This window comes from Bacillus sp. FSL K6-0138, assembly GCF_037982765.1.
Taxonomy (GTDB): Bacteria; Bacillota; Bacilli; order Bacillales; family Bacillaceae; genus Bacillus; species Bacillus glycinifermentans.
Genome location: NZ_CP150286.1, coordinates 3,610,319 through 3,631,410 on the forward strand (window position 1 = coordinate 3,610,319; position 21,092 = coordinate 3,631,410).

Genomic DNA, 21,092 nt, shown 5'->3' on the forward strand with positions numbered 1-21,092 from the left:
TCTTTTGGACATATTAAAAATAAGCAGGATAACTTCGCACGCCTATAAAAACACAACAAAAGGAAAACAGTGGGCATGCTGCACTATTTTCCACAACATTATTTTGTCATTATATCAGACATCTATGAACAAGTGGCAAAAAATGATATAACTCAAAAAAATTTAAGGAGTAGTTTCCGATTATTTTGATATGTCTCTTACTGGAAGGTATTGGTCTATATGAAGATCCGTTTTTTCTCCAAACGCCAAAGAAGCAATGAGCGAACCGGCGTAAGGGCCGATCGTTAAGCCTGAAGGGCCGAATCCTGTGGCCGCGATCAAACCGTCCGCACCCGGAATGTACCCGAGAAGGGGAAGCAAATCCTTTGTAAACGGACGGAATCCGATTCTGATTTCTTCGAGAGCCGCACCGTGGAGACCCGGTGCAACGGACAAGGCTTCATTCAAGACCTCCTCTATTCCTCCGGCGGTGATTCTGTAATCAAATCCTGAGCCGGTTTCCCTTGTCGCTCCGGCTACCACCCGAGAACCGTCAAATGATACGATGTAATGGTCTGTATCGGGTAAAACAACCGGCCATTTTCCAGTCTCCCCGTCACAGACCTTCAAATGAACGATTTGGCCGCGCTGCGGCTCTAATGGCAGCTGTATGCCCAAAGGCTGAAGCAATTGATTCGTCCAAGCGCCTCCGGCCAATATCACCGCATCTGCATACAGGAGCCGGCCGTCAATGGTTGCGCCTTTTATGACCTCCTGTTCAACAGAGAGCTCCGCCTTGCCGTTCAATAAGACGGCCCCGTGCTTTTTTGCCGCCGAAATAAGCGCGTTTCGCAGCAGATGGCCGTCCACGCGGGCTGCTCCTGATACATAAATCGCTTCAAGCCCGTCAGCAAGCGGAGGAAACAGCCGCCTTGCCTCTTCGTTTGATAAGCGGGTGATGTCACCGATTTCAGGCGCTTCACGCTTTTGTTCTCTTAATTTTCTTTCAATTCGACCGAGCGCTTCAACATCTCCGCTTACCCGCAGCGCACCCGTTTTGGCGTAGCCTGTGTCGGTTTCCCCGTCTTGTCTCAGCTGTGATACAAGGGAAGGGTAATATGCGGCACCCGCTCTTGCCAAACGATACCAGTCTTCGCTTCTGGAAGAAAACCACGGGCAGATGATTCCCGCTCCGGCTTTGGTTGACTGCCCTTCATGCCCTTCATCCAAAATCGATACGTCCGCTCCTCTTTTCACGAGGTGATATGCGGCACTCGCGCCTGCGATCCCTGAACCGATAACGATTGCCTTCATTTCATCACATTCCTTTCGCACAGAAAATGAAAAAACGATTAATGCAGCAGTCCGTTGTCTAAGGTAAACAGGTCTTGAAAAGAAGAATTGTCGGTCTCGAATAAATGCAGATGGCTGCCGTAGTCCTCAATCCATTCTAAAACGACGCGTTCCGTCAGTTCTATTCCCCTGTAAGGATGGCCGGCTTTGGCAAATGCCGTTTCAAAGTCTTCCCACAAGAGCTCTACCCAAGTTCTGGCTTGCGCGTAGCTCAGCATATGGTTCTTTTCAAGAAGCGCATTTGTCAGCTTTTCAAAGTGTGCTTCCGTGTTCTTCCACCTTGAACTTTCCCTCCTTCCTTTAGGAAAAAACTTTCTTTTTGAAAACGTCATCCATTTCATATACTAACATTACGTCTTCTAAAGCGAAGACGTCAAACATTTTGGATGTGAATGGAGGAGCCTATAACAAATGCGGAATAAAGCAAGAGGCTTTCCGAACATGAACGACAACAAATTTGAAGGTGAGCCCCGGGCCAAAGATGATTTTGCTTCAAAGCGCGCTGACGGAAGCACGAATACCCATCCTCAAGAAAGAATGAGGGCTTCCGGCAAACGCTAAATTTTTTTCTGGATGGAGTGAGTTTCTTTGTGTGCAAACCGCAAACCTTATATAAACGATTTTTACCAGATGAAAACGCAAAACTATCCGCAGCCTTGGGCGAACACGAAACATGCGCGGGCGCAGGTAAACGGTGAAACACAGCAGACCCAGGATCTCATCATTCTCCAGCGCAACACGCGCATCCATACAAGATAGCCGCTGATATGAAAAGGGTTAAGCTTGCCTTAATCCTTTTCTTTTAATAAAGAAATCGGCAGGCCCTCTTCATGCTCGGGGGATTTGAGACGGTATCCCCAGGCAAAGACGCCGTTCAGGTAGCGGATATAAAAATCCTCTCCTGCACCCTCGATTTCATATACATGACCCGGCTTAAAATCGGCCGGATCTAAAAGGTACGCCTTTGCCATCGCGATTTTCCGTTCGTGAACGGCAAGCTCGTTAACGATCCCCATTTGCTCCGCCTTTCTCGCCTTTTCCGTTAGGAGGCCGATCTCCCTTTGCAGTTCTGATGCCGTCATCTCACTGTATCTTTTCTCCATTTCTTCATCCCTCTTCGTCTAAATATTGATCGATCATATCAAGCGGAAATCCTTTGCGAAACAAAAATTGTTTTACTTTCATTTTCGTTTCGTACGAGCCGTCGTAATTGTAGCGTCTCATTGCTTTTTCCCCATGCTTGTACAGCGCTTCTTTTTCCGCATCATCATCGTTTTCATAGTCTGTTTCTGAAAGAGCGCAATTGATCACATCGAATGAATATCCCTTTCGGATTAGCTGCTGTTCGATTGCTTGTTTCATCTCTTTGGAAGACAGTTTTTTCCCCTTTTTCAGCACTTTTTCAGCGTGTTTTACAGCGGCTGTCACTTGTTCGGAAAACGTAAATGAGCTTAATGCCTCCTTGATCAGCTCTTCATCGATTCCTTTTAATTGCAGCTCTTTATATAGAACATCAGGGCCTTTGCCGCTCGTTTTGCGGTGAGTGCTTACATAAGCGGCCGCGAATTCCCGGTCATCTACGTATTTATAGCTTTTGAGCATATGAATGATCTCGGTCACTGCGGAATCTGCGACGCCTTTTTTCTTTAAATGGTCTTTGACTTCTTTTATTGAGCGCATTCTGTACGAAAGGTAATCGAGCGCTTGATTAAAACCTTTTTTAATATCATCGCCATACTGGATTTCGATGACGTCAAGCTCATCAAGCTGTTTTCCCTTTTTCAGATTAAACTTAACGAGAACATCCATGTCAACGCTGAACGCGTATTTTTCGTCCAGAAAAATATTGACGCGGTCTTTATTGTTTTTCTGGGCGGAGATTTTTGTAATATACGGCATAAAAAACTCCCTTCTCTCGTTTTCTGTTTGAGAGATCATGATGAAATTTCCGGCGTTTAACCGACGCTCGGACATCACGTCTATATTTTATCAAGAAAACCGGCAGAAACCGAACAAAAATACATCACGGGCAAGAGCAGAAATTTACCGGTTTCGCCAAAAGAGCTTTTTTAAGCGCAATTTTCCCGCAATAGCCTTGTATCTTTTCGCTTTTTTGCTGCGTAAAATATAGAAATCAAAAGCAGTTTGATATGAATAGGGAAGGCAAATGGTGCGCCACCAGGTCTCTGGTTTTAGTGGGTTCGATTCCCACCCCGAATTTTTTAATGGATGGGCAAGACATATTTGATTAAAAAATTTCGAGGGTGGAGCAGCATCTTTTTGATGAAGGAAAGCCGCCCTCAAGGAGGGGCTGCCATGCTGAAAAAACGTGAAATGGCCGACTGCCATGCACTTTTTGATCTTGTGAAACATCCGGAAGTATTTCCTTTTGTCCGGAATAAAACGGAGACCATTGAAGAGTATATGTTTCATGTGAAGAACATCATCGAAGAGGAAGAACAGGGAAAACTGATCTCCCGCACGATTCTCGACGAATGGGAGAATCCGATCGGCTGCATCAGTTTATATGAAATAAAAGGAAATACGGGATTTTTAGGAACGTGGCTCGGGAAGCCTTACCACGGAAAAGGCTATAATCAGCGGGCAAAAAACGCGTTTTTCTGCGAGCTTTTTTATGAAAAAAACGTTGAGACGGTATTTATGAAAATCAGAAAAACAAACATGCGCTCCCTCAAAGCCGCCGAAAAGCTGCCATACGCGGTTTTCGCTGATCCCGGCAGGCTGAACGGCGGGGACAGCGATGCATTTCATTTGTTTGAAATCCCGAAAGATCTTTACACATTGCACAGCCTGCGGACGTTTGAAGACGAAAGCCTCCGCTTAAAAGAAGCGTAACATTGTATAAATGCCTCCAAAACGGACAGCCTGTGAATAATCTGATGTTTAGGAGGCTTTAAAAATGGCTGAAAAGAAAAAGCGTGATCAAATGAAAACGACCTTGACCAAAACGCAGGAAGTCATGTATCAGCGGGAATTTAAAAGAGCAAAGCGGGCCGCCGATGAAAAATCATAATGCATAGCGGCAGTCTGATCAGCCAACAATAACATTGTCCGGCTGATTAATGACTTAGGGGTGATGTGAGAATGGGCAGAAATTCAATCCACAAAAACCGCGACAAAAATAAACAAAAGCTTCCTCAAGTGCCTGATCAGTATAAAAAAGAAACTGACGGTGTTTATGAGGAATATTCTGCTGAGCTTGCCGATCAGGATGACCGCGAAGCTCAAAGCCGCATGGAAGCGGCTGACAAACGCGCCAAAGAGCGGCAGTCAAAGTAGCATTCATTTCGAAAGCCCTGTTTGCAGGGCTTTCTTCTTTAAGAAAGCTCCGAAAGAAGCTGCTTTGCGGGCGTCCTTGTTTGCGCTTTAGGAATTTCCGCCGGATAGCCGATCTGCAAAATCGCAGCAAACCGTTCATTGCTGTCAAGCCCCATTAATTGCTGAAGCGTTCGGTTATAAAGCACCTGTCCGCTTTTCCACACCATCCCGATCCCTTTTTCCCAGGCGAGAAGCTGAAGGTTTTGAATCAAACAGCTGACGGCTGCGAAGTCGTCATTTCTGACCCGTTCATTTTCGTCTTCCTTCAAAATGACAAAGAGAAAAGCCGGAACACTCATGATATGGTCCCTGAATTTTTTGATTTGTTCTTCAGACCTATCAGGCTTAATCTCTTGGAATGCCTTATCTAAATTGTCGGCATGCTTCTGCTTTCCGCTTTCTGTTCCGACATAAATAAACCGCCACGGCTCTGTCAGCTTGTGATTTGGCGCATAAACCGCGTCTTCCAGCAGCTCAAGGACAACCTCTTTAGGCACCGGATCGCTTTTAAATTTCCGAATCGTTCTTCTATTTCTTATCGTTTTACGAATGCTGCCTTTTTCAGACTGCAAGATATCGCTCATATCAGCGCCTCCTCAAATGAAAATGATTATCATTGTTGATTATAAAGGTTTATTTTCCCGTTTTCAACGATAATCCATTCATTCAGAACAGAAGCGGCGGTTTCAAATGTCGATGATTTGCTTTTCCGCAAAAACGGCCGTTCCCGTCATTTCCGCCTTCATCTCGCCGTTTTCTTCAAAAATTTCGATTTTCACCTTCCCGTCTTTGCCGATTTCCTGCCCCTGTTCGATCAAAAATACATTTTGATCGGCTTTACCGTACGTTTTCATATAGGCTCCCATTACACCTGAAGCCGTTCCGGTAACGGGATCCTCAATCGTCCCGGAATACGGCGAAGAAAAATGCCGGCCGTGAAGATGGCTGTCACGGTGGATCGTCTCCAAAGAGAACGGATGGACAGAAGCGCGGGGCATGTCCGTTAAAATAGCAGGGAATTCGGAATTTTTCGGCTGCATCTTACGGCATGCCGCCAAATTCTGAACGGGTACCAGCAGCGTCCAAGTCCCGGTGCTTCCGTAAACGATGGGCAATGAATCGTGGAAATCCGCTTCAGTGATGCCGAGTGCTTCAGCCAGCCTGGCCCTGTCTCCCGCAAACGGACGAAAGCTCGGCGGCGCCTGCTCCAGCGTCACAAAAAAATGCTTCCCTTCATCGGCATAACCCGTCTTAACGGTCAAAATGCCGGCCTTTGTCTCTACCTTCAGCTCTGCTCCTGGTCCAATCCCGCCTTTTTCATAGAGCGCATAAAGGGTAGCAACGGTCGCATGGCCGCATAAATTCATTTCGTGTCCGGGCGTGAAATAGCGGAGGCGAAGGTCAGCCGACTTGCTCGGCAGCAAAAATGAAGTTTCATTATATCCTGCTTTCTTTGCAATCAGCTGCATCTCTTCGTCGGCCAAACGACTCCCTTCCAACGCGATCCCCGCCGGATTTCCTTTATTCGGCTCCTTTGAAAATGCATCATACCTGAGTACTTCGACTTGTTTCATGTGTATCCCCCTTGTTTCGCGGTTTCTTTTCATTATAAGGGGAGTGATGGTTTTTTGAAACTTCGGAAAAATTGATTTTCGAAAATGAAATTCATGTTATACAAATAAGGCTGTCTTTTAACAAAAAGACAGCCCATCACTTCTCCCGTCTCCCGATCAGCCTTGTGACGAGAAACATAGAGGCCGGCAGCGATCTGTTTTTTCTGTAGGCTAAATATTTTCCGCGCCATTCCGGTTTGTATTTTTCTTTGAACGAGCGGAGGCCGCTGAAGCTGTATAAATAGCTGACATTGTTGAATATCACGGCGGCGAGCCGCTCCGTCCAAAATGACTGAAAGGATGTGCCGACGTTTGATAACGGGGCCATTCCCATGTTAAATGCGGTATAGCCCTGCTCTTGCGCCCATTGAAACAAGTGGATAAACAGCGCATCCATGATGCCTTTCGGCGCATTGTGGGAATAACGCATCAAGTCGATGGAAATCTCTCCTTCCTGGTACATCGGCATGATATTCATAAATGCGACGATCTCGCCGTCTTCATCTTTTAATACAGCGATCGGCGCCTTTTGCAAATACTCTTCCTTAAAATAACCGAGCGAAAATCCTTTTTCCTTTTTTCGTCCCAGCCACTCATCAGATACGTTCCGCAGCTGATTGAGAAAATCTTTGGAAAACGGCGGCTGTTCGACGTGGAACGTATACCCTTCCCGTTCAAAGCGGTTGTATATCGCCCTTAAACCGGCCCGTTTTTTTCCTTTAATCGTAAAGGTGTTGAGATCGACGATCGCCTCTTCGCCAAGCTTAAAGAAACGGTAGCCGAAATCGTGATAGAGCGCCATATCCTCCCGCTCAATCTGGTAGAAAATCACGAGGTAGCCTTTTTGGTCGGCCAAATGAAGGAATTCCTGCAAAATGAGTGGAAAGGATTCCTTTTGGCCGGAAGGATCGCCGAGAACAACGAGACGCTGGCCGATTTTCGCAAATTGAATCAGCGCATTGCCGTCGCTCGAATAGAAAAACCGCTTATCTCCCAAAAAGCCTAAATGGCTCAAAGCGTTTCCGCCTTTTTCATTTAAAAATTGCTCCAGCTTTTCAAAGTCCGGCTCTTCACCGATCGGGTTAACCTTTCTGTTGAACAGCCAAATAAAAATGGCGCAAAACATCGGAACAAACAATAAAGCAAACACTGTCGCATAATCGACATGCTGTTCGCTGTGGATGTAATAGTCTTTTACGACCACATGACCGAGCCTCTCCCACATGATGGAGGCGATGATATTGTAGTTCCAAAGGGCAAAAAGGTAAATAAACGCGGCCCACGCCATTTGTAAAAAGGTATATACAGACCGCTCCCTCGTAAACTGCCGCCGCAGCAAAATAAGCAGGATGAACACGATCGGCGTGATAAATACCGCGCTGATATTAAAACCTTTCAAAATGCTGAACACAAAAGCAAATGCCAAAGCTGTCAAGGCCAAATACAAGGAACGCTTTGTCCTCTTATAGAGCTCAAGCGGGACGATCAATAAAATCAAACCAAAGCTGATGGAAAGGCCGTTCAATACCGTCAGCATATGGCGGGGAATATCCGTAATGAGCGTGCTCCTGTCGATCGGGAGGGCGGCAGACGCCAGAATAATCGCTCCGCAGCAAAATGAAATTACGGCAAGCGAGCCGTTCAGCAAACGGAACAGCAAAGCTCTGTGCAAGACCAGCAGAATGTTGGTCGTCTCTATTGCCGGTGCAATAATCGGCTTTTCTTCAAGCTTTTTTATCGTATTCCCCGTCATGTCCGCCGCCGCAAAAAGAAGGCCGAACCCAAAAGGAATAAACGAGTAGGCAAGCCTGTAAAGAACAATCGCTGTCAGGATAATTTCATTATCGACGCCGAATTGATTCATACCGACTAAAAAAAGCAAATCAAATGAGCCGAACCCGCCAGGGACAAGGCTGATCATTCCAGCGACGGAAGCGATCGCAAAAACGCCGAGGACCTTTTTAGCGTCAAGGTCTATTCCCAAGGTGATGAGCGAGAAATACATAACCAGCCCTGCCGCAATCCATTCACAGACAGATGCACCCAAATATGAAAAAAAGACAGAAGGTCTCAAACCTTTTTCTATGGACCCGCCCCTCTTCCTTTTGACGATCAAAAAGATGATGAGGACGGGAACGATCAGCGCCATTCCGATGACACCAAGGAAAAGCCACGTCTTTTCAAAAAGCAGTTTTCCCGGAGACAGCAGTCCGATGAGGACGAACATGCTGAGAACGGACAGTCCGAGAAGAACTGAGGTTGCAAGCGTTGCGATTCCTTTGATCAGCAGCTTGACATCACTGACATGCTCTTTATAAAGAATCGTTCGTAAACCGGCGCCTGACAGGCCGCCGAATCCAAGAACATTGTTGAACGAATTGGCGATCCATGACACTCTGACCGTTTTCCACCTGGAAATCTTCATCCCGAGAGAACGGACTAGCACAAAATCGTATAAAGACATGGCAAGAACGGCCATAAGGCCGATAAAAACCAATATGAACAGATTGCTTCTTTCGACATTGTTTATAATCAGAAAGGTCTCTTTGACGGACAGCCCGGCGAGCTCTTTTCTGGCCTGATAAACGACCAGCAGAAGTACGGCTGCCGGCAATATGATTCTTAAGACAGAAAGCGCATTTTTTTTCATGAATACCTCTTCTCTCTATCGTACGTTTCAATCAATTCCCTCGTCTTCTTATTTTAAAACATCTTCTTTTCACAGTTTTAACAACCCGCCGGGAAATCAGACAGTCAAGCAAAAAAACGCGCCGAGTGCGCGTTCCATTGCTAGATCCACCCCGTTCATTCCCGAAGCGACGTGATATGGGCAGTATGGTGTTTCGAATGCCAAACATAAAGGGCAAGCGCATGATGGAGGCTGATCTCCTCCCCGGTGTCCGGGTGTAAATACGCTTTTTCGTAATCCGCATCTGTCAGCGCTTCAAATAGAGCTGCCCAGCGGTTGTGAAGCGGCTCTAAAAGCTCTATTGCCAATTGTGGATCGAATGTAAGGGAATCGGCCAGTCCCGCCCATTTTTGCTCATCGTACGGCCGAATGAGCGGCGTTTCCTCTGTCAGTGCCAGCTTGCAGCGAATATAACCGTTCAAATGGCTGTCGGCTACATGGAAGACGACTTGGCGAACCGTCCATCCTCCCGTTCGGTAAGGCGTATCAAGCTGCGTGTCATTCAGACCTGATACGGCTTCCTTCAGCATAGCGGGCGCTTGTTTCAGTGCTCTGATCAAATCAGCGCGCTCTTGTTTATCCGCTTGGTGCGGAGCTTGAAATGTTCCGATTGGATATCTTAAATCTTCCAGTGAAATTGCCCCCTTTTAGTCACAGTACACCTGATCGGAACCGTTTTTTTCTTGAAAAAGAAATTTGATCTGAGCGTACGTATTTCTTGCTTCTGATAAGTCAGGCAGATCTTCCAATGAGAAAAAACCGAGGTTTTTCGTTTCCGTTCCCGCGGCTGCCTTCCCTCCAACAATATCACAGGCGATAAACATTTTGTAGACATGGTAAGCTGAAGGCGGATGGTTGTGGCGTTTTTTATCCATGACGGCCAAAAGTTTTCCGGCTTCAGCCTTAAAGCCTGTTTCTTCAAACACTTCTTTAACGGCGGTCTCCTTCGGCGTCAGGCCGATATCTGCCCATCCGCCGGGAAGCGCCCATTTGCCGTCCGCTTTTTCCTGTACGAGTAGGAGGCGATCCGCTTTGAATATGACGGCGCGGACATCTACTTTTGGCGTTTGGTAACCTGATTCGCCGGCAAACAGCTTTTTTACTTTCGAAAAATCGGCCTCTGTGTACTCAGCGATGATTTCGCAGCTGATCTCGCGAAGACGCAGAAAGCGCTCCTTGTCAAAATCGTCTTTTGTATACGTGAGCCCGGCTTGTGAAAGCGCCTGTATTTCCTTGGCCCAATCAAGCCATTTCGTATGCTTTTCCATCATCATCCCCCTTTAGATGAAAAGGCTGCCGACCGATATATGCGATCAAGCCATTTTTTTCGTTTTTCAACTGTGCTGTCTTTCACTTGCGGAAATAAAAAACGTCTGACACGCCGAACGCCGCAAAATTTCAAGATGTTGTCTTTTACGGTAATCCAATCGGCATCCCGCCGCCAAAACCGCAGATACCAGCCGGGTGCGTCAGCCGTGTAATAAACCGAAGCCGTGCGCGCCTTAAGCAGTCCTTTCGGCAGCTTTCCTTCATAAGTATAGGCTTCACCGGCGACAAATACTCGATCGATGAACCCTTTTAAAATCGCCGGCATTCCGCCCCACCACAACGGGTAAATCAAGATGAGGTGATCTGCGTTTTTCATAATCTTCCGGTATTCCGCCGTTTCAGGGTCGTCCTTCATGTCAGACCGCCGTTTCTTTTCATTGAATACAAGGACCGGGTCAAAACGCTCTTTGTACAGATCGATGACCGTATAAGAATGGTTTCCGTCCTCAAGCGCTTTTTTCACCTCGTTCAAAATCGCTCCGTTAAAACTGTTTGGATTGGGATGTGCGTATATGACGGCAACCTCCATCTTAAGTTCCTCCTTTATGTTCTTCTTTATGGAATTATATTGTTTATTTAACATGTTTTAAAGAAATTGACCCTATATTCCAAAAAACTGATGTTTTTCCATAAAGCGTTTGGTAAAATAGAACAAAAACGACACATGTGTCGTTTTTGTAAGGAGGACATATGAACGCTGAAAACAGATTGGCTCTGAACAGACCTTTCTTCATACTGATGGGGTCTCAAATTCTTTCAAGCTTTGGCGATTGGATTCAGGTATTGGCGGTTTTAAGTTTGGCCGGGTTTCAATTTCAGGCGTCTCCTTTGGAAATGTCGGCATTGATGATGTGTTTTGCCGTTCCTGTGATCGGCATCACGCCGTTCGCGGGGGTGCTGGCAGATCGCTATAATCGGAAAACGATCATGATCACCTCTGAAATCGGACGGTCGTGCACGGCTTTTTTGATGTTATTTGCCGAATCAATATGGAGCCTTTACGTCTTATTATTTCTTCTAAGCTCATTTTCTTCTTTTTTCGTTCCTGCTAAAAATGGTAAATTAAAAGAAATCGTTTCTGAACCGCACATGCAGAAAGCCGTTTCTGTCAGCGGAATGATCGATAACGGGAGCAAAATCATCGGGCCTGCGATAGCTGGGGGATTGATCGCAGCCTTTAGCATCCATGTCTCCTTTTACGTCAATGCGGCATTGTTTCTCCTGTCAGGCCTTCTCCTTTTCGCTTTGCCGAAAGATCCCTATCTTGAGCGAAGATCGGGCAGGCTGAAATCCCCCGTCCGGCTGATTGAGGATTTTACACAAGGGATCGTCTTCATTCAGAAAAACCGATTGCTTTTCACCGGCTTGACTGTATCCTTCTTTGTCATATTGGTGCTGCAAATCGCGGATTCACAAATCGTCGTGCTCGTTCGGGAGCTCCCGGGGGCCCCTGCCGAATTGATCGGAACTTGTATGTCGGCAAGCGGGGCAGGAATGCTTTTAACGACTGCTTTCCTCGGCAAAATTGTGATCCGGTCGTTTTTACGCTTTTTTATCGGCGGCTCGATGATGCTCGGGATTTCGATCGGAAGCGCACCGTTTATCGCCGGTCTCGCCGGCGAATGGCTGCACGTGTTATTTTTAACCGTTTTTTTCTTTGCAGGGGCTGGATTTTCCCTCGTATACATTCCTTTTCATATCCTCGCCCAGCAAACCGTTCCGGCTTCATACACCGGGCGCATCTTCGGGACCATACAAAGCGCGACCACTTTTGGGTCTGTGGCGGGAATGGGCTGCGGAGGCCTTCTTGCAGAATGGGCCGGCGTCAAAAACGCATTCATCTTCTCCGGAAGCCTGCTGGCAGTCCTGGGGGCGGCGGTTATCATGTTATCCAAAGGAAGGGGGACAACGATTGTCACCGAAAATCACACAGGAACAGAAAGACAGACGGAAGGCTGAGATTTTAAAAGCTGCGGAACGTGTGTTTAAGCGTAAAGGCTTTGAGATGACGACGATGAAAGACGTCGTTGAAGAATCAGGCTTCAGCCGCGGGGGCGTGTATCTTTATTTTTCAAGCACCGAAGACATGTTCAAACACATCATTGAAAAGCATCTTGACGTTTTTTTGAAAGATTTGCAGGAACGCTCAAGGTCTGATGAAAGCGTATGGAGCATCATTCTCTCGTATATCGATGATTTTAAAGAAGGGCTGGATGAGATTGCGGATTCGTTTGCAGCCGTCCAATTTGAATATTTCTTTACAAGCTGGCGGAACGGTTCACGGAAAACGTACCTTATCAAAAGGTATGAAACGTTTGCCGCTCATTTCACCGGGCTTTTGCAGAAAGGCGCAGACAATGGCGAATTTGATCCGCTTCAGCCGGTCGAAACGATTACAAAGTTTTTCATGAACATGAATGACGCCATCGTCATGCAGACGATTTATTTAGGAAAGGCTGAAGCCGATGCACTGGGACAGATCGAAGCATTGAAGCACTATTTAACATCCGTTCTTCAAGTCCGGTGATGGAGAGCCCCTTTCCCAGGGGCTTTTATGATTTTTTGGCATCTTCATTTAACTCTTCGATGATCTTTTTTCCGCCTTGGCTTTCCCATTTCTTGACGGCTTCCTCAAAGCCTTTATCGTCAATTTCACCAAGAATAAATCGAAATGTCGCATCATCGATGATCTTTTTTAATTCCGTCCCTCTGTCCATTTGCGTTGCGGAGTACAATGGCTCAGCCGGATTGAGAACAGCAATCTCCCTGTTGTCTTTTTCCAGCTTCTCTTGTTTGGCGCGCAGCGGGTCTTCGGCGCTTTTCAAGGCCTGCTTGTTCACGCCGATCAGCTGCTGCAGCGGCTGAATGTCCGCCTCCCACCGATGATAGTTTTCGTGTTTTCGAACGTAGTGTTGATCTCCCTTTTTTTCATAGTGAACGCCTTCAATGCCGTATAGCATTAAATTGTTAAGATCCTCTTCAGCGATTCGGTCAAAAAACGCAAGGATCTGTTTAACCCCTTTTTCCGTTTTGACGCTTGACTTTGAAATGGCAAAGAGGCCGCCGTGGCCGCCGAGCGCCCATGTTTGCTCCTTGCCGTCCGGGCCTTTGATGCGGTTTGCGATATCAAGCTCAAAGTCAGAATTCAGCTCAAGCCTTGATCGCGCAAATTCATCGCATCGCTCATCGTTCCGATATATATTCCCGCTTTTCCCTGGATCACCAAGTCCTGCTGCTGTGTTTTGCTTGTCACCGCAAAATCCCGATTCATCAGCCCTTCGTCGTAAATTCTTCTCATCCACTTCATCGCTTCCAAGTATGCGCCGCTTTGAAAATCGGGAAACAAGTTGCCGTCTTGGGTCTGTCCCCATTTATTCGGGGCCCCGAAATACGATGCCGCCGTTTTAAAAGCCCCGAATTCCAAATCATTGCGGTCCGCAAGGCCGATCGTATCGTCCTTGCCATTTTGGTCAGGATCCTGTTCTGTGAACGCTTTGGCAATGCTGTATAGATCCTCCGCCGTCTCCGGCGTGTCCAGCCCGAGATTGTCGAGCCAGTCTTTGCGGATGACGACGCCCTGTCTCGCCAGCGGCCGTTCTCTATAAATCCCGTAAACTTTGCCATCAATCGAGATATTTTTTAAAATGGTTTTATCCAATTTTTTTAAATTCGGATAGTCTTTCAAAAACGGACCGATTTCCCAAAACATTCCCGATCGCAAAGCATTTACGGCTGCGGAGTCGTCAAGGTCCGGCAGCGTGATGATTTTAGGCATGTTCCCGCCGGCAAGCACAGCACTGAGGCGTTCTTCCTTTGTCGAGTCCGGAACCCAAATGAGGTCAAGCTTCGTATTCGTCTTTTCTTCAATCACAGCAAGCGCTTCGCCTTTCGGCGGCTGCGGGGTATGAAGCGGAACCAGCCAGTCGATTGTAAGCGCAGCCCCCTCTACTGTCGCCGCTTTTTCATCATTTGCGCAGCCGGCTGTAAATACGAACAACAACATTAAACAAAACAATCTGTACATGCTGTCCCTCCCGTTCCTAAAAAGATAACGCTTTCAAAAAGGAGAAATGTCCGCCATGCTTCACCCCAAATATTACATTGATGAGCGTTCTTTTTCGATTCAGTACATGCAAAGAAAAGGTTTTACCGAAATGAATAAACCGCATGGCCATGAAGGCTATGAATTGTATTATTTGCTGAACGGCGAACGAACCTATTTTATTAACCAAAAGGTACATACCGCCGAAAAAGGCAGTATGATCTTCATCAATCCCCATGACGTGCACAGAACGTCAAGTACGGAAGTTCAGGAATTCGAGCGGATTTCGGTCAATTTTTCCCACGATTTCATCAAACCGCTTCTCGCATGCAGCAAACACCGGCTGCTTCCGTTTCCTGAGCATACAAACTGCATCTCGTTTCCGCTGAGAGAACAAACATCTGTCGAACAGCTTCTTTTGGACATGAAACGGGAGTGCAGGCTCAAGAAAGACGGGTATGAGGATGTCATCAGGGCTTTATTGTTTCAATTGCTGTTCAGCATTTACCGCTCCCTCAAAAGCGGCGGCCAAAAAGATGAGCCGAAGCTTCATCCGATGCACGAAAAAATATCGGAAATCGCATCATACATCAACGGGCGCTTTCATGAAACGATTACGCTGAACGGATTGGCACAACGGTTTTACATCAGCCCTTCCTATTTAAGCAGGGCGTTTAAAAAGGTCACGGGCTTTCATCTTCATGAATATATCCGGCACATCAGAATCCGGGAGGCGAAAAAATACCTTCGCGATACGGATGAGAAGATGTTGAGCATAGCCGAAAAAACCGGTTTCAAGCATATCAGCCACTTCAACAAGGTATTTAAAGACATCGTCGGCATCCCGCCGCTGCAGTACCGGAAAAAGAGCAGAGATTATTAAAAAGCCGTATAGCGGAACCAGTCAAAGTCAGCGGGTATCCTCCTTTTGCTTCCGCCGTTATTCGCATACATCCCGACCATTGTCCCCGTATGGCCTTTTTCATCGCGGGCGCCTTCATCGCTTAAAAAGGTGGCGTCTTCCGTGCCGCCTGCATGGTGCCAATGCTTTTCTTCATAGCTGTAGTAAAAATTCCTCGTCTGTTTATTGATGACGGCTTTTACATATATCGGCCCTTCCTTGACGTTTTTTTCGCCCAGCGTTTTCTGAACGCCGTTTCGGTTTTCAATCACTTTGACCTTCAAACGGTCCTCGTAAATGAGGCAGCATTTCAAGTAGTTATTCGTGCTGTAATAACAGGTGAGCCCCGCCTGTTCCCCGTTTTTCGACGGCGCAAAGCAGAGCTTCAGCACAGCGCTGTACTGGTGGTGTTTTTCCCTTCTGACGATCGTATTTTTCGCTTTTATTTCGCGTAGATCAGCATCACCTGTCCAGAGCCTGAGAAAACCCGGCTTTTCTGTTAAAGACCAGCCGGAATGGTCTGGATTCCTGACAAACTGCCACTGTAAATCAAGCGAATCATCAAGAAAATCATCGAAATCCTTTTCCTCCCATTTGACTTCCGGAAGGTTCGGGGCAGCCTGGATCGTGCTCGGACCGCGTAAATTGTTGATGACAAACCAATCGTCTTCTCCCCATTGCACGGGGTCCAAGGCGGTTTCTCTGCCGACGGTTGTGAAGTTACCTTCATTCGGTCGGCCGCACAGGTATACCGCCCACCATTCGCCGTTTTGCGTTTTGACGAGCTTGCCGTGGCCTGCCCGCTGCAAAAGGGCATCGGGATTTGCTTGCGTCAAAATCGGATTATGCGGACACGGCTCATATGGACCGTATAAATGCTTGGAGCGCGCGATCGTGATCGAATGGGAATAGCCTGTTCCTCCTTCAGCCAAAATGGCATAATAGTATCCATTTGTTTTGAGGAGATGGGGCCCTTCCGGCGCCCTTCTGCCCGTCCCTTCCCAAATCAGCGACGGCGCGCCTGTGATTTCTGTACATTCGTCATTTAGCGGAAAAAGCGTGCATGCCGGACTAAGCAGCATATAGTGTTTTCCGTCATCATCGACAAAATGGGAAGGATCGATACCGCTGCCTTCATCGATGAATACCGGCTTTGTATAAGGGCCTTCCGGACGGTCTGACTTGATCATGATCTGCCTGCGGATCAGCTTTTTTCCGTTGATCATAGTCGGCCCGTTCAGCCTGAAAGTCGCGAAAATGTAGAAGGTCCCGTCATGATACGATAAATCGGGCGCCCATATGCCGTGGGAATCTTTAATATCAGAAAGGTCCAAACCTTCGGTAATGCCGTGGCCGATGATGCGCCAATGCACCAAATCTTTAGAATGAGAAATCGCAATCGCCGGAAAATACTGAAAGGTGGCGTTCGCCATATAGTAGTCGTCGCCGACCCTGATAATCGACGGATCAGGATGAAAACCTGTCAGTACAGGATTTGTATACGTCCTGTTATCCTTCATTCCGGCAGGCTCCCTTCTGTTCAACGATAAACCAATCGATATCGCCATAACCCTCAGGCCCGGCTGTTCCGGCATCTGCGCAAAACATTCCCACCTTGGCGCCGATCCAGAATCCGGGGAGGGCTTGAAATGCCTCGCCTATCGCCGTGAAATGCCTCTCGTCAAAGCTGTAGCTGAATCGGCATACCGCTTTTTCGTCGGCTGTCACCCTGAGATAAACCGTGCTTTCGGAAACCTCGTGCTCTTCCGTTTTGATATCCTCTGCTCCATCTGCAATGCTGCCTTTATAAAAAGCGATGACATGCCCGCTTTTTTCAGATTTGGAAAAAGCGAGATAGGCATACTCTTTTCCCATGACGGCGAGCCCGGCGCGGATTGTTTCTGATAAAGCGAATAACGACAGTTTGGCCGTCGCCGTAAATCTTGGCCCCGGAAATTTCTGCATGATGACGTTCGGCATGCTGCCGAGTTTCCATCGGTCAGGCAATCGGCGGCTGTACAGGCGCAGGTGTCCCGGCCTGGCATGGAGAGAGTACCACTCCCGTTTTGGATTGGCCTGCCATTGCCATTGAAGGGCAAGGCTTTTTGAAGAAAAATCGTCGCTTGTTTGACAATGGGGCTCAAGTACATCTTCGCTTTCCGTGTTCGGCTTCTCCCACTCCAAAACGGGCTCGCCGATGCCGTCATTGTCGATATCTTCCCCGACCCGCGGCCAGCCGTCTTCCCAGCTGACAGGCTGAAGGTGGACGATCCTGCCGAATGCGGCGCGGTCTTGAAAATGGAGAAACCACGATTCGCCTGAATCAAGATCGACAAGCCCGCCCTGATGCGGTCCGTTAATGTCCGTGCTCCCTTGATGAAGGACGATTCGGTCTTCGTACGGACCATAGATGCTCCTGCTGCGGAGAACCGTCTGCCACCCTTCCTTCACCCCGCCGGCCGGGGCGAAAATATAATAAAGTCCGGCCCGCTCATACAGCTTCGGCCCCTCGATTGTCGGATGGTTCAGCGCCCCGTCAAACACGATTTTTCCGTCGTCTATTAAAGCCGTTCCGTCGTTTTTCATTCTGCACAGGTTCAGCTTGCTTTTAATGCCGATTCGGCTGTTTGCATAAGCGTGTATCAAATAGGCTTGGCCGTCATCATCCCAAAACGGGCACGGATCGATCCATCCCTTCGTTTTTTTCACATGAACCAAAGGCTCCCAACCGCGGAACGGATCCTTTGTTTTGCTCATAAAAATCCCTTCGTCAGGGGTGGCGAAGTATACCCAAAAAGCGCCGTTATGGTATCGAATGCTCGGCGCCCATGCCCCTCTTCCGTGCGCCGGCTCTTTATAGACTTCAAATGGAAGCTGATCAAACACATGGCCTATAATGTTCCAATTCACCAAATCACGGGAATGCAAAATCGGAATACCTGGAAAACAAGAAAAACTTGAAGCCGCCATAAAAAAATCGCTGCCTTTTCTCACGATGTCAGGATCTGAATAATCCATAAACAGAACAGGATTGCGAAAACGCCCATTCCCGATGTTGGGATTCCAGACAGCCCGCTGCTGCAAGCTCCCGGTCAGATGCTTTGCCACCAATCCTCACCCCTTTTATTTTTCCAAATAAAAGCATTTGGTACATTTATGTTAGCACAGCTCCTGACCGCGAATCTTTGTTATTGATGTCTGTTTTGTCTCATTCTTTGCTGTATTTGTCATTGTTTACGGCATAAAAAAAGATGAAACGAATTGTTTCATCTTTACTTAACGGTTAATCTGATATCGACTCCTGAAGCCGGATCTTTCACAAACCATGCGCCCTCTTTTCGGCGGGGCGCATGCCCTGAGCTTTTCAGTTTATCAAGGGTGTTTTCAAGCTCGGCCTGATTCGGCAGAAGGACCGTATAATAAGCCATGCCGGCGGCTTCAGCCGGAGCAAAAGGAGCACCCTGCCCGGCCCACACATTTAATCCGATATGGTGGTGATAGCCGCCCGCAGAGACAAAAAGCGCTGACATGAACCGATAATCCCCGGCTATGCCGAATCCGAGCACAGAATGGTAGAACTCTCTTGCCTCTTTCAAGTCCCTCACGTGAAAATGAACATGGCCGATTTTTGTTTCAGGGGGAAGCCCCTTCCATTCCCGGTCACCGGCTTCTTCCAGAAGCCCCGCTATATCAACGGGCTCCGTTCCCATCACATAATTGCCCTCATCATCGCGCTTCCATCCTTCACGCGGCCGGTCCCTGTAGACTTCAATCCCGTTTTGATCCGGATCTGACAAATACAGCGCCTCGCTGACGAGGTGATCCCCCTGGCCGATTTCAACGCCTGAGCTAAGCAAGTTTTTCAAAGCCAAGCCCAGCTCTTTGCGGTTTGGCAGCAAAATAGCAAAATGATAAAGACCCGCGGCAGACCTTTCAGGGAGCACCACCGCATTTGGGATCTCTTCGATCAAAAGCAGCGGATGCATTCCGTCGGCGGTGAACTCCGCCGTCTTGTCATTCCGTTTTAACACTTGTAAGCCGATCACGTCCCGGTAAAAGGAGATGGACCTTTCGAGATTGCTGACCTTTAGCTTGACATGGCCCAGTTCTGTATGCGGATGTATCTGCTTAGTCATTATCATTTCCTCCTTTTCCGGCGCTGTTTTCTTAAGACAATTTCTCAGACAAATCTTCTTGCCGTTTGGCGCGAAACAAGCTGTCGAAAGACAGCATGCTGCTTCCGCTCAATGCAAGGGAAACGGACATTGCAAGAAGCGCGACATCAAATTCATAGCCCGCGCCTCCGTCAGTTCCCATGAACCCGGCGGAAAGCTTTACTGTGAAAATAGCTCCAAGCATGACAACGGCAAATAAAACTCCGATAATCCGGGTACCAAGACCAAGGATCATCAAGGCTCCTCCCGCCAGCTCGATGATCGCTACGATATAAGCAAGAAAGCCCGGAATCCCGACACTGCTGAAAAATCCGACGGTGTTTTCAATTCCCCCTTGAAACTTTGACAATCCGTGAAGGAAAAACGTAAAACCTGTAATTAGACGTAATATTAATGCACCAATTTCGTATTTTTTATTCATCATAATCTCCTTTTTGGTTTTATTTTAAGTCCGCAATCTTGAACACCGGCAAACATCCATCCTATCAATCTATTAACATCTCATCAGATATGACAATAATATCCTCCTTTTTTCGTTCGTTACTTACTTTGTGTAAGTTAGTATATATAAATAACATACTTACGTCAAGACATTTCCTGATCTTTGCTCATTTATTCGAAAATCGCTATAATATACCTAGAGAGGTGAGGAACATGAGCCTATCATCTTTATGTCCCAAATTTGAAAAAGGAATGAAAATGATAAGTCAGCGCTGGAACGGATTGATCATTCACCAGCTTCTAAACGGCCCGCAGCGGTTTTGTCATATAGAATCATCCCTTCCCATCAGCGGAAGGCTGTTATCCGAAAGATTAAAAGAACTTGAACATGAAGGTATCATCCATCGCCACGTTTACCCCGAAACCCCCGTACGGATAGAGTACTCCCTGACCGAAAAAGGACAAGCGCTTGAACCCGTGCTAAGAGGAATCGAAGACTGGTCGCAGAAATGGATCGAAATCGAAGACCTTCAGGAAAAAAATCATTAAAAAAGGCATGCCGACAGGGCATTGCCTTTTTTGTTTGCTGCAGTTCAGTTTTTCCTATAGTCAATTATACGTTTTCAAACGGCAAAACTTCCCTTTCCCCTCCTTTGCAGCACTTCAATCCATGGTATAGTGAAAGGGCGGAAAGGAGGCGAAAACATGAGCGCAACACTCGAACAAACCATCAGGACCATATTCAGAGAAGAGCTTCACCCTTTTAAAAAGGAACTCATCTTAATTAAAGACGAAGTCAGCTTTATTAAAAAAGATCTGGCTTCTGTTAAGGGTGAGGTCGCCTTCTTAAAAAAAGCTTTTACTTCTCTTAAAGACGAAATGAGCACTCTCAAAAAAGACCTCACATCGTTTAAAAAAGAATTTACATCTTTTAAAGTGAAAACCCTGGCACATCAAAAACATTTTGATCACTTTAAAACCGAGGTCTTTACTATGCTCGGGGCGCTTAAAGAAGCGCAGGAGAAAACCCAGGCAGAACTGTCCGCTTTTAAGCTTGATACAGGAAAGAAGTTCGATAAATTATTTCAAAGAACCGCGTTTTTCGATCACAACCTGAATGAGATGACAAAGGAAATTGCGGCCAGTAAGCGCGATATAGAAAAACTGAAGTTTAATGCTTAAAACCGGGCATATAAAAAAGCTGCCTTGTCTCAAAATGTTTAAAGGCAGC

Annotated in this window: 24 protein-coding genes and 1 pseudogene; 10 read left to right on the forward strand and 15 right to left on the reverse strand. The window is 47.1% G+C overall.

What is annotated here, in order from left to right:
• Positions 1–180: 180 nt before the first annotated feature.
• Both MHB78_RS19140 and MHB78_RS19145 read right to left on the reverse strand, forming a co-directional pair.
• The gene (locus MHB78_RS19140) at positions 181–1,293 is read right to left on the reverse strand and encodes an FAD-dependent oxidoreductase (RefSeq protein ID WP_046130969.1); all 1,113 of its coding nucleotides are present in this window, start codon (positions 1,291–1,293) and stop codon (positions 181–183) included.
• A gap of 38 nt (positions 1,294–1,331) precedes the next feature.
• Entirely contained in the window at positions 1,332–1,580 is a 249-nt protein-coding gene (locus tag MHB78_RS19145; RefSeq protein WP_269082040.1) for a YfhJ family protein, read from the reverse strand.
• Between the two features lie 163 nt (positions 1,581–1,743).
• Between MHB78_RS19145 and MHB78_RS19150 the strand changes: the two genes are divergently transcribed.
• Both MHB78_RS19150 and MHB78_RS19155 read left to right on the forward strand, forming a co-directional pair.
• Positions 1,744–1,893 (forward strand): small, acid-soluble spore protein K, encoded by a 150-nt coding sequence (locus MHB78_RS19150; RefSeq protein WP_046130970.1) that lies wholly within the window; start codon positions 1,744–1,746, stop codon positions 1,891–1,893.
• Between the two features lie 27 nt (positions 1,894–1,920).
• Positions 1,921–2,091, forward strand: coding sequence for a YpzG family protein (locus MHB78_RS19155; RefSeq protein ID WP_082094104.1), 171 nt, complete (start codon positions 1,921–1,923; stop codon positions 2,089–2,091).
• A 29-nt stretch (positions 2,092–2,120) separates the two neighbouring features.
• On the opposite strand, the gene MHB78_RS19160 is transcribed toward MHB78_RS19155, so the two are convergent.
• Positions 2,121–2,435, reverse strand: coding sequence for a YfhH family protein (locus MHB78_RS19160; protein ID WP_046130971.1), 315 nt, complete (start codon positions 2,433–2,435; stop codon positions 2,121–2,123).
• A gap of 4 nt (positions 2,436–2,439) precedes the next feature.
• Positions 2,440–3,231: a recombination regulator RecX gene (gene recX, locus MHB78_RS19165; protein ID WP_046130993.1), complete on the reverse strand. Its 792-nt coding sequence runs from the start codon at positions 3,229–3,231 to the stop codon at positions 2,440–2,442.
• 417 nt (positions 3,232–3,648) lie between these two features.
• On the opposite strand from recX, the gene MHB78_RS19170 reads away from it, so the two are divergent.
• From MHB78_RS19170 to MHB78_RS19180, 3 genes are all read left to right on the forward strand, one after another.
• Complete coding sequence (locus MHB78_RS19170; protein ID WP_046130973.1) at positions 3,649–4,188, forward strand: GNAT family N-acetyltransferase; 540 nt, start codon at positions 3,649–3,651, stop codon at positions 4,186–4,188.
• 64 nt (positions 4,189–4,252) lie between these two features.
• Entirely contained in the window at positions 4,253–4,366 is a 114-nt protein-coding gene (locus tag MHB78_RS19175; RefSeq protein WP_082094105.1) for a YfhE family protein, read from the forward strand.
• Positions 4,367–4,437: 71 nt separating this feature from the next.
• The gene (locus MHB78_RS19180; RefSeq protein WP_046130974.1) at positions 4,438–4,632 is read left to right on the forward strand and encodes a YfhD family protein; all 195 of its coding nucleotides are present in this window, start codon (positions 4,438–4,440) and stop codon (positions 4,630–4,632) included.
• Between the two features lie 38 nt (positions 4,633–4,670).
• On the opposite strand, the gene MHB78_RS19185 is transcribed toward MHB78_RS19180, so the two are convergent.
• The 6 genes from MHB78_RS19185 to MHB78_RS19210 form a co-directional block, all read right to left on the reverse strand.
• The gene (locus MHB78_RS19185) at positions 4,671–5,255 is read right to left on the reverse strand and encodes a nitroreductase (protein WP_046130975.1); all 585 of its coding nucleotides are present in this window, start codon (positions 5,253–5,255) and stop codon (positions 4,671–4,673) included.
• A 102-nt stretch (positions 5,256–5,357) separates the two neighbouring features.
• Positions 5,358–6,245 carry a PhzF family phenazine biosynthesis isomerase gene (locus MHB78_RS19190; protein ID WP_046130976.1) on the reverse strand — a complete coding sequence of 296 codons (888 nt, stop codon included), beginning with the start codon at positions 6,243–6,245 and terminating at the stop codon, positions 5,358–5,360.
• Positions 6,246–6,381: 136 nt separating this feature from the next.
• Entirely contained in the window at positions 6,382–8,934 is a 2,553-nt protein-coding gene (gene mprF, locus MHB78_RS19195; RefSeq protein WP_046130977.1) for a bifunctional lysylphosphatidylglycerol flippase/synthetase MprF, read from the reverse strand.
• A 155-nt stretch (positions 8,935–9,089) separates the two neighbouring features.
• Positions 9,090–9,611 carry a YfiT family bacillithiol transferase gene (locus tag MHB78_RS19200; RefSeq protein ID WP_046130978.1) on the reverse strand — a complete coding sequence of 174 codons (522 nt, stop codon included), beginning with the start codon at positions 9,609–9,611 and terminating at the stop codon, positions 9,090–9,092.
• A gap of 9 nt (positions 9,612–9,620) precedes the next feature.
• Positions 9,621–10,241 carry an NUDIX hydrolase gene (locus MHB78_RS19205; protein ID WP_046130979.1) on the reverse strand — a complete coding sequence of 207 codons (621 nt, stop codon included), beginning with the start codon at positions 10,239–10,241 and terminating at the stop codon, positions 9,621–9,623.
• A 2-nt stretch (positions 10,242–10,243) separates the two neighbouring features.
• Positions 10,244–10,831, reverse strand: a complete 588-nt coding sequence (locus MHB78_RS19210) for an NAD(P)H-dependent oxidoreductase (RefSeq protein ID WP_046130980.1) — start codon at positions 10,829–10,831, stop codon at positions 10,244–10,246.
• A gap of 161 nt (positions 10,832–10,992) precedes the next feature.
• Here MHB78_RS19210 and MHB78_RS19215 point away from each other — a divergent pair, with 161 nt between their 5' ends.
• A complete protein-coding gene (locus MHB78_RS19215) occupies positions 10,993–12,261 on the forward strand; it encodes an MFS transporter (protein WP_046130981.1) in 1,269 nt (422 codons plus the stop codon).
• Complete coding sequence (locus MHB78_RS19220; protein WP_046130982.1) at positions 12,215–12,829, forward strand: TetR family transcriptional regulator; 615 nt, start codon at positions 12,215–12,217, stop codon at positions 12,827–12,829. The genes MHB78_RS19215 and MHB78_RS19220 overlap by 47 nt, the downstream gene beginning before the upstream one ends.
• 25 nt (positions 12,830–12,854) lie before the next feature.
• Here the strand turns inward: MHB78_RS19220 and MHB78_RS19225 are convergent.
• A pseudogene (locus MHB78_RS19225) lies at positions 12,855–14,326 on the reverse strand (extracellular solute-binding protein).
• Positions 14,327–14,381: 55 nt separating this feature from the next.
• On the opposite strand from MHB78_RS19225, the gene MHB78_RS19230 reads away from it, so the two are divergent.
• Positions 14,382–15,227: an AraC family transcriptional regulator gene (locus MHB78_RS19230; RefSeq protein ID WP_052948525.1), complete on the forward strand. Its 846-nt coding sequence runs from the start codon at positions 14,382–14,384 to the stop codon at positions 15,225–15,227.
• Here the strand turns inward: MHB78_RS19230 and MHB78_RS19235 are convergent.
• The 4 genes from MHB78_RS19235 to MHB78_RS19250 form a co-directional block, all read right to left on the reverse strand.
• Positions 15,224–16,765, reverse strand: coding sequence for a glycoside hydrolase family 43 protein (locus MHB78_RS19235; RefSeq protein ID WP_046130984.1), 1,542 nt, complete (start codon positions 16,763–16,765; stop codon positions 15,224–15,226). The two genes, MHB78_RS19230 and MHB78_RS19235, sit on opposite strands and share 4 nt — an antisense overlap.
• The gene (locus MHB78_RS19240) at positions 16,755–18,353 is read right to left on the reverse strand and encodes a glycoside hydrolase 43 family protein (RefSeq protein WP_046130985.1); all 1,599 of its coding nucleotides are present in this window, start codon (positions 18,351–18,353) and stop codon (positions 16,755–16,757) included. The genes MHB78_RS19235 and MHB78_RS19240 overlap by 11 nt, the downstream gene beginning before the upstream one ends.
• 164 nt (positions 18,354–18,517) lie before the next feature.
• Positions 18,518–19,381: a VOC family protein gene (locus MHB78_RS19245; RefSeq protein ID WP_046130986.1), complete on the reverse strand. Its 864-nt coding sequence runs from the start codon at positions 19,379–19,381 to the stop codon at positions 18,518–18,520.
• A gap of 31 nt (positions 19,382–19,412) precedes the next feature.
• Complete coding sequence (locus MHB78_RS19250; RefSeq protein ID WP_046130987.1) at positions 19,413–19,841, reverse strand: DoxX family protein; 429 nt, start codon at positions 19,839–19,841, stop codon at positions 19,413–19,415.
• 233 nt (positions 19,842–20,074) lie between these two features.
• Between MHB78_RS19250 and MHB78_RS19255 the strand changes: the two genes are divergently transcribed.
• Both MHB78_RS19255 and MHB78_RS19260 read left to right on the forward strand, forming a co-directional pair.
• Positions 20,075–20,410: a winged helix-turn-helix transcriptional regulator gene (locus MHB78_RS19255; protein WP_046130988.1), complete on the forward strand. Its 336-nt coding sequence runs from the start codon at positions 20,075–20,077 to the stop codon at positions 20,408–20,410.
• Between the two features lie 156 nt (positions 20,411–20,566).
• Positions 20,567–21,043 (forward strand): hypothetical protein, encoded by a 477-nt coding sequence (locus tag MHB78_RS19260; RefSeq protein WP_046130989.1) that lies wholly within the window; start codon positions 20,567–20,569, stop codon positions 21,041–21,043.
• The last annotated feature ends 49 nt before the right edge of the window (positions 21,044–21,092 follow it).

What these genes read in the sequence shown, in the direction of transcription:
- MHB78_RS19140 (WP_046130969.1), bottom strand. Translation starts at nt 1,293, where the DNA reads ATGAAGGCAATCGTTATCGGTTCAGGGATCGCAGGCGCGAGTGCCGCA.
- MHB78_RS19150 (WP_046130970.1), top strand. Translation starts at nt 1,744, where the DNA reads ATGCGGAATAAAGCAAGAGGCTTTCCGAACATGAACGACAACAAATTT.
- MHB78_RS19160 (WP_046130971.1), bottom strand. Translation starts at nt 2,435, where the DNA reads ATGGAGAAAAGATACAGTGAGATGACGGCATCAGAACTGCAAAGGGAG.
- recX (WP_046130993.1), bottom strand. Translation starts at nt 3,231, where the DNA reads ATGCCGTATATTACAAAAATCTCCGCCCAGAAAAACAATAAAGACCGC.
- MHB78_RS19170 (WP_046130973.1), top strand. Translation starts at nt 3,649, where the DNA reads ATGCTGAAAAAACGTGAAATGGCCGACTGCCATGCACTTTTTGATCTT.
- MHB78_RS19175 (WP_082094105.1), top strand. Translation starts at nt 4,253, where the DNA reads ATGGCTGAAAAGAAAAAGCGTGATCAAATGAAAACGACCTTGACCAAA.
- MHB78_RS19180 (WP_046130974.1), top strand. Translation starts at nt 4,438, where the DNA reads ATGGGCAGAAATTCAATCCACAAAAACCGCGACAAAAATAAACAAAAG.
- MHB78_RS19185 (WP_046130975.1), bottom strand. Translation starts at nt 5,255, where the DNA reads ATGAGCGATATCTTGCAGTCTGAAAAAGGCAGCATTCGTAAAACGATA.
- MHB78_RS19190 (WP_046130976.1), bottom strand. Translation starts at nt 6,245, where the DNA reads ATGAAACAAGTCGAAGTACTCAGGTATGATGCATTTTCAAAGGAGCCG.
- mprF (WP_046130977.1), bottom strand. Translation starts at nt 8,934, where the DNA reads ATGAAAAAAAATGCGCTTTCTGTCTTAAGAATCATATTGCCGGCAGCC.
- MHB78_RS19205 (WP_046130979.1), bottom strand. Translation starts at nt 10,241, where the DNA reads ATGGAAAAGCATACGAAATGGCTTGATTGGGCCAAGGAAATACAGGCG.
- MHB78_RS19210 (WP_046130980.1), bottom strand. Translation starts at nt 10,831, where the DNA reads ATGGAGGTTGCCGTCATATACGCACATCCCAATCCAAACAGTTTTAAC.
- MHB78_RS19215 (WP_046130981.1), top strand. Translation starts at nt 10,993, where the DNA reads ATGAACGCTGAAAACAGATTGGCTCTGAACAGACCTTTCTTCATACTG.
- MHB78_RS19230 (WP_052948525.1), top strand. Translation starts at nt 14,382, where the DNA reads ATGCTTCACCCCAAATATTACATTGATGAGCGTTCTTTTTCGATTCAG.
- MHB78_RS19235 (WP_046130984.1), bottom strand. Translation starts at nt 16,765, where the DNA reads ATGAAGGATAACAGGACGTATACAAATCCTGTACTGACAGGTTTTCAT.
- MHB78_RS19245 (WP_046130986.1), bottom strand. Translation starts at nt 19,381, where the DNA reads ATGACTAAGCAGATACATCCGCATACAGAACTGGGCCATGTCAAGCTA.
- MHB78_RS19250 (WP_046130987.1), bottom strand. Translation starts at nt 19,841, where the DNA reads ATGAATAAAAAATACGAAATTGGTGCATTAATATTACGTCTAATTACA.
- MHB78_RS19255 (WP_046130988.1), top strand. Translation starts at nt 20,075, where the DNA reads ATGAGCCTATCATCTTTATGTCCCAAATTTGAAAAAGGAATGAAAATG.
- MHB78_RS19260 (WP_046130989.1), top strand. Translation starts at nt 20,567, where the DNA reads ATGAGCGCAACACTCGAACAAACCATCAGGACCATATTCAGAGAAGAG.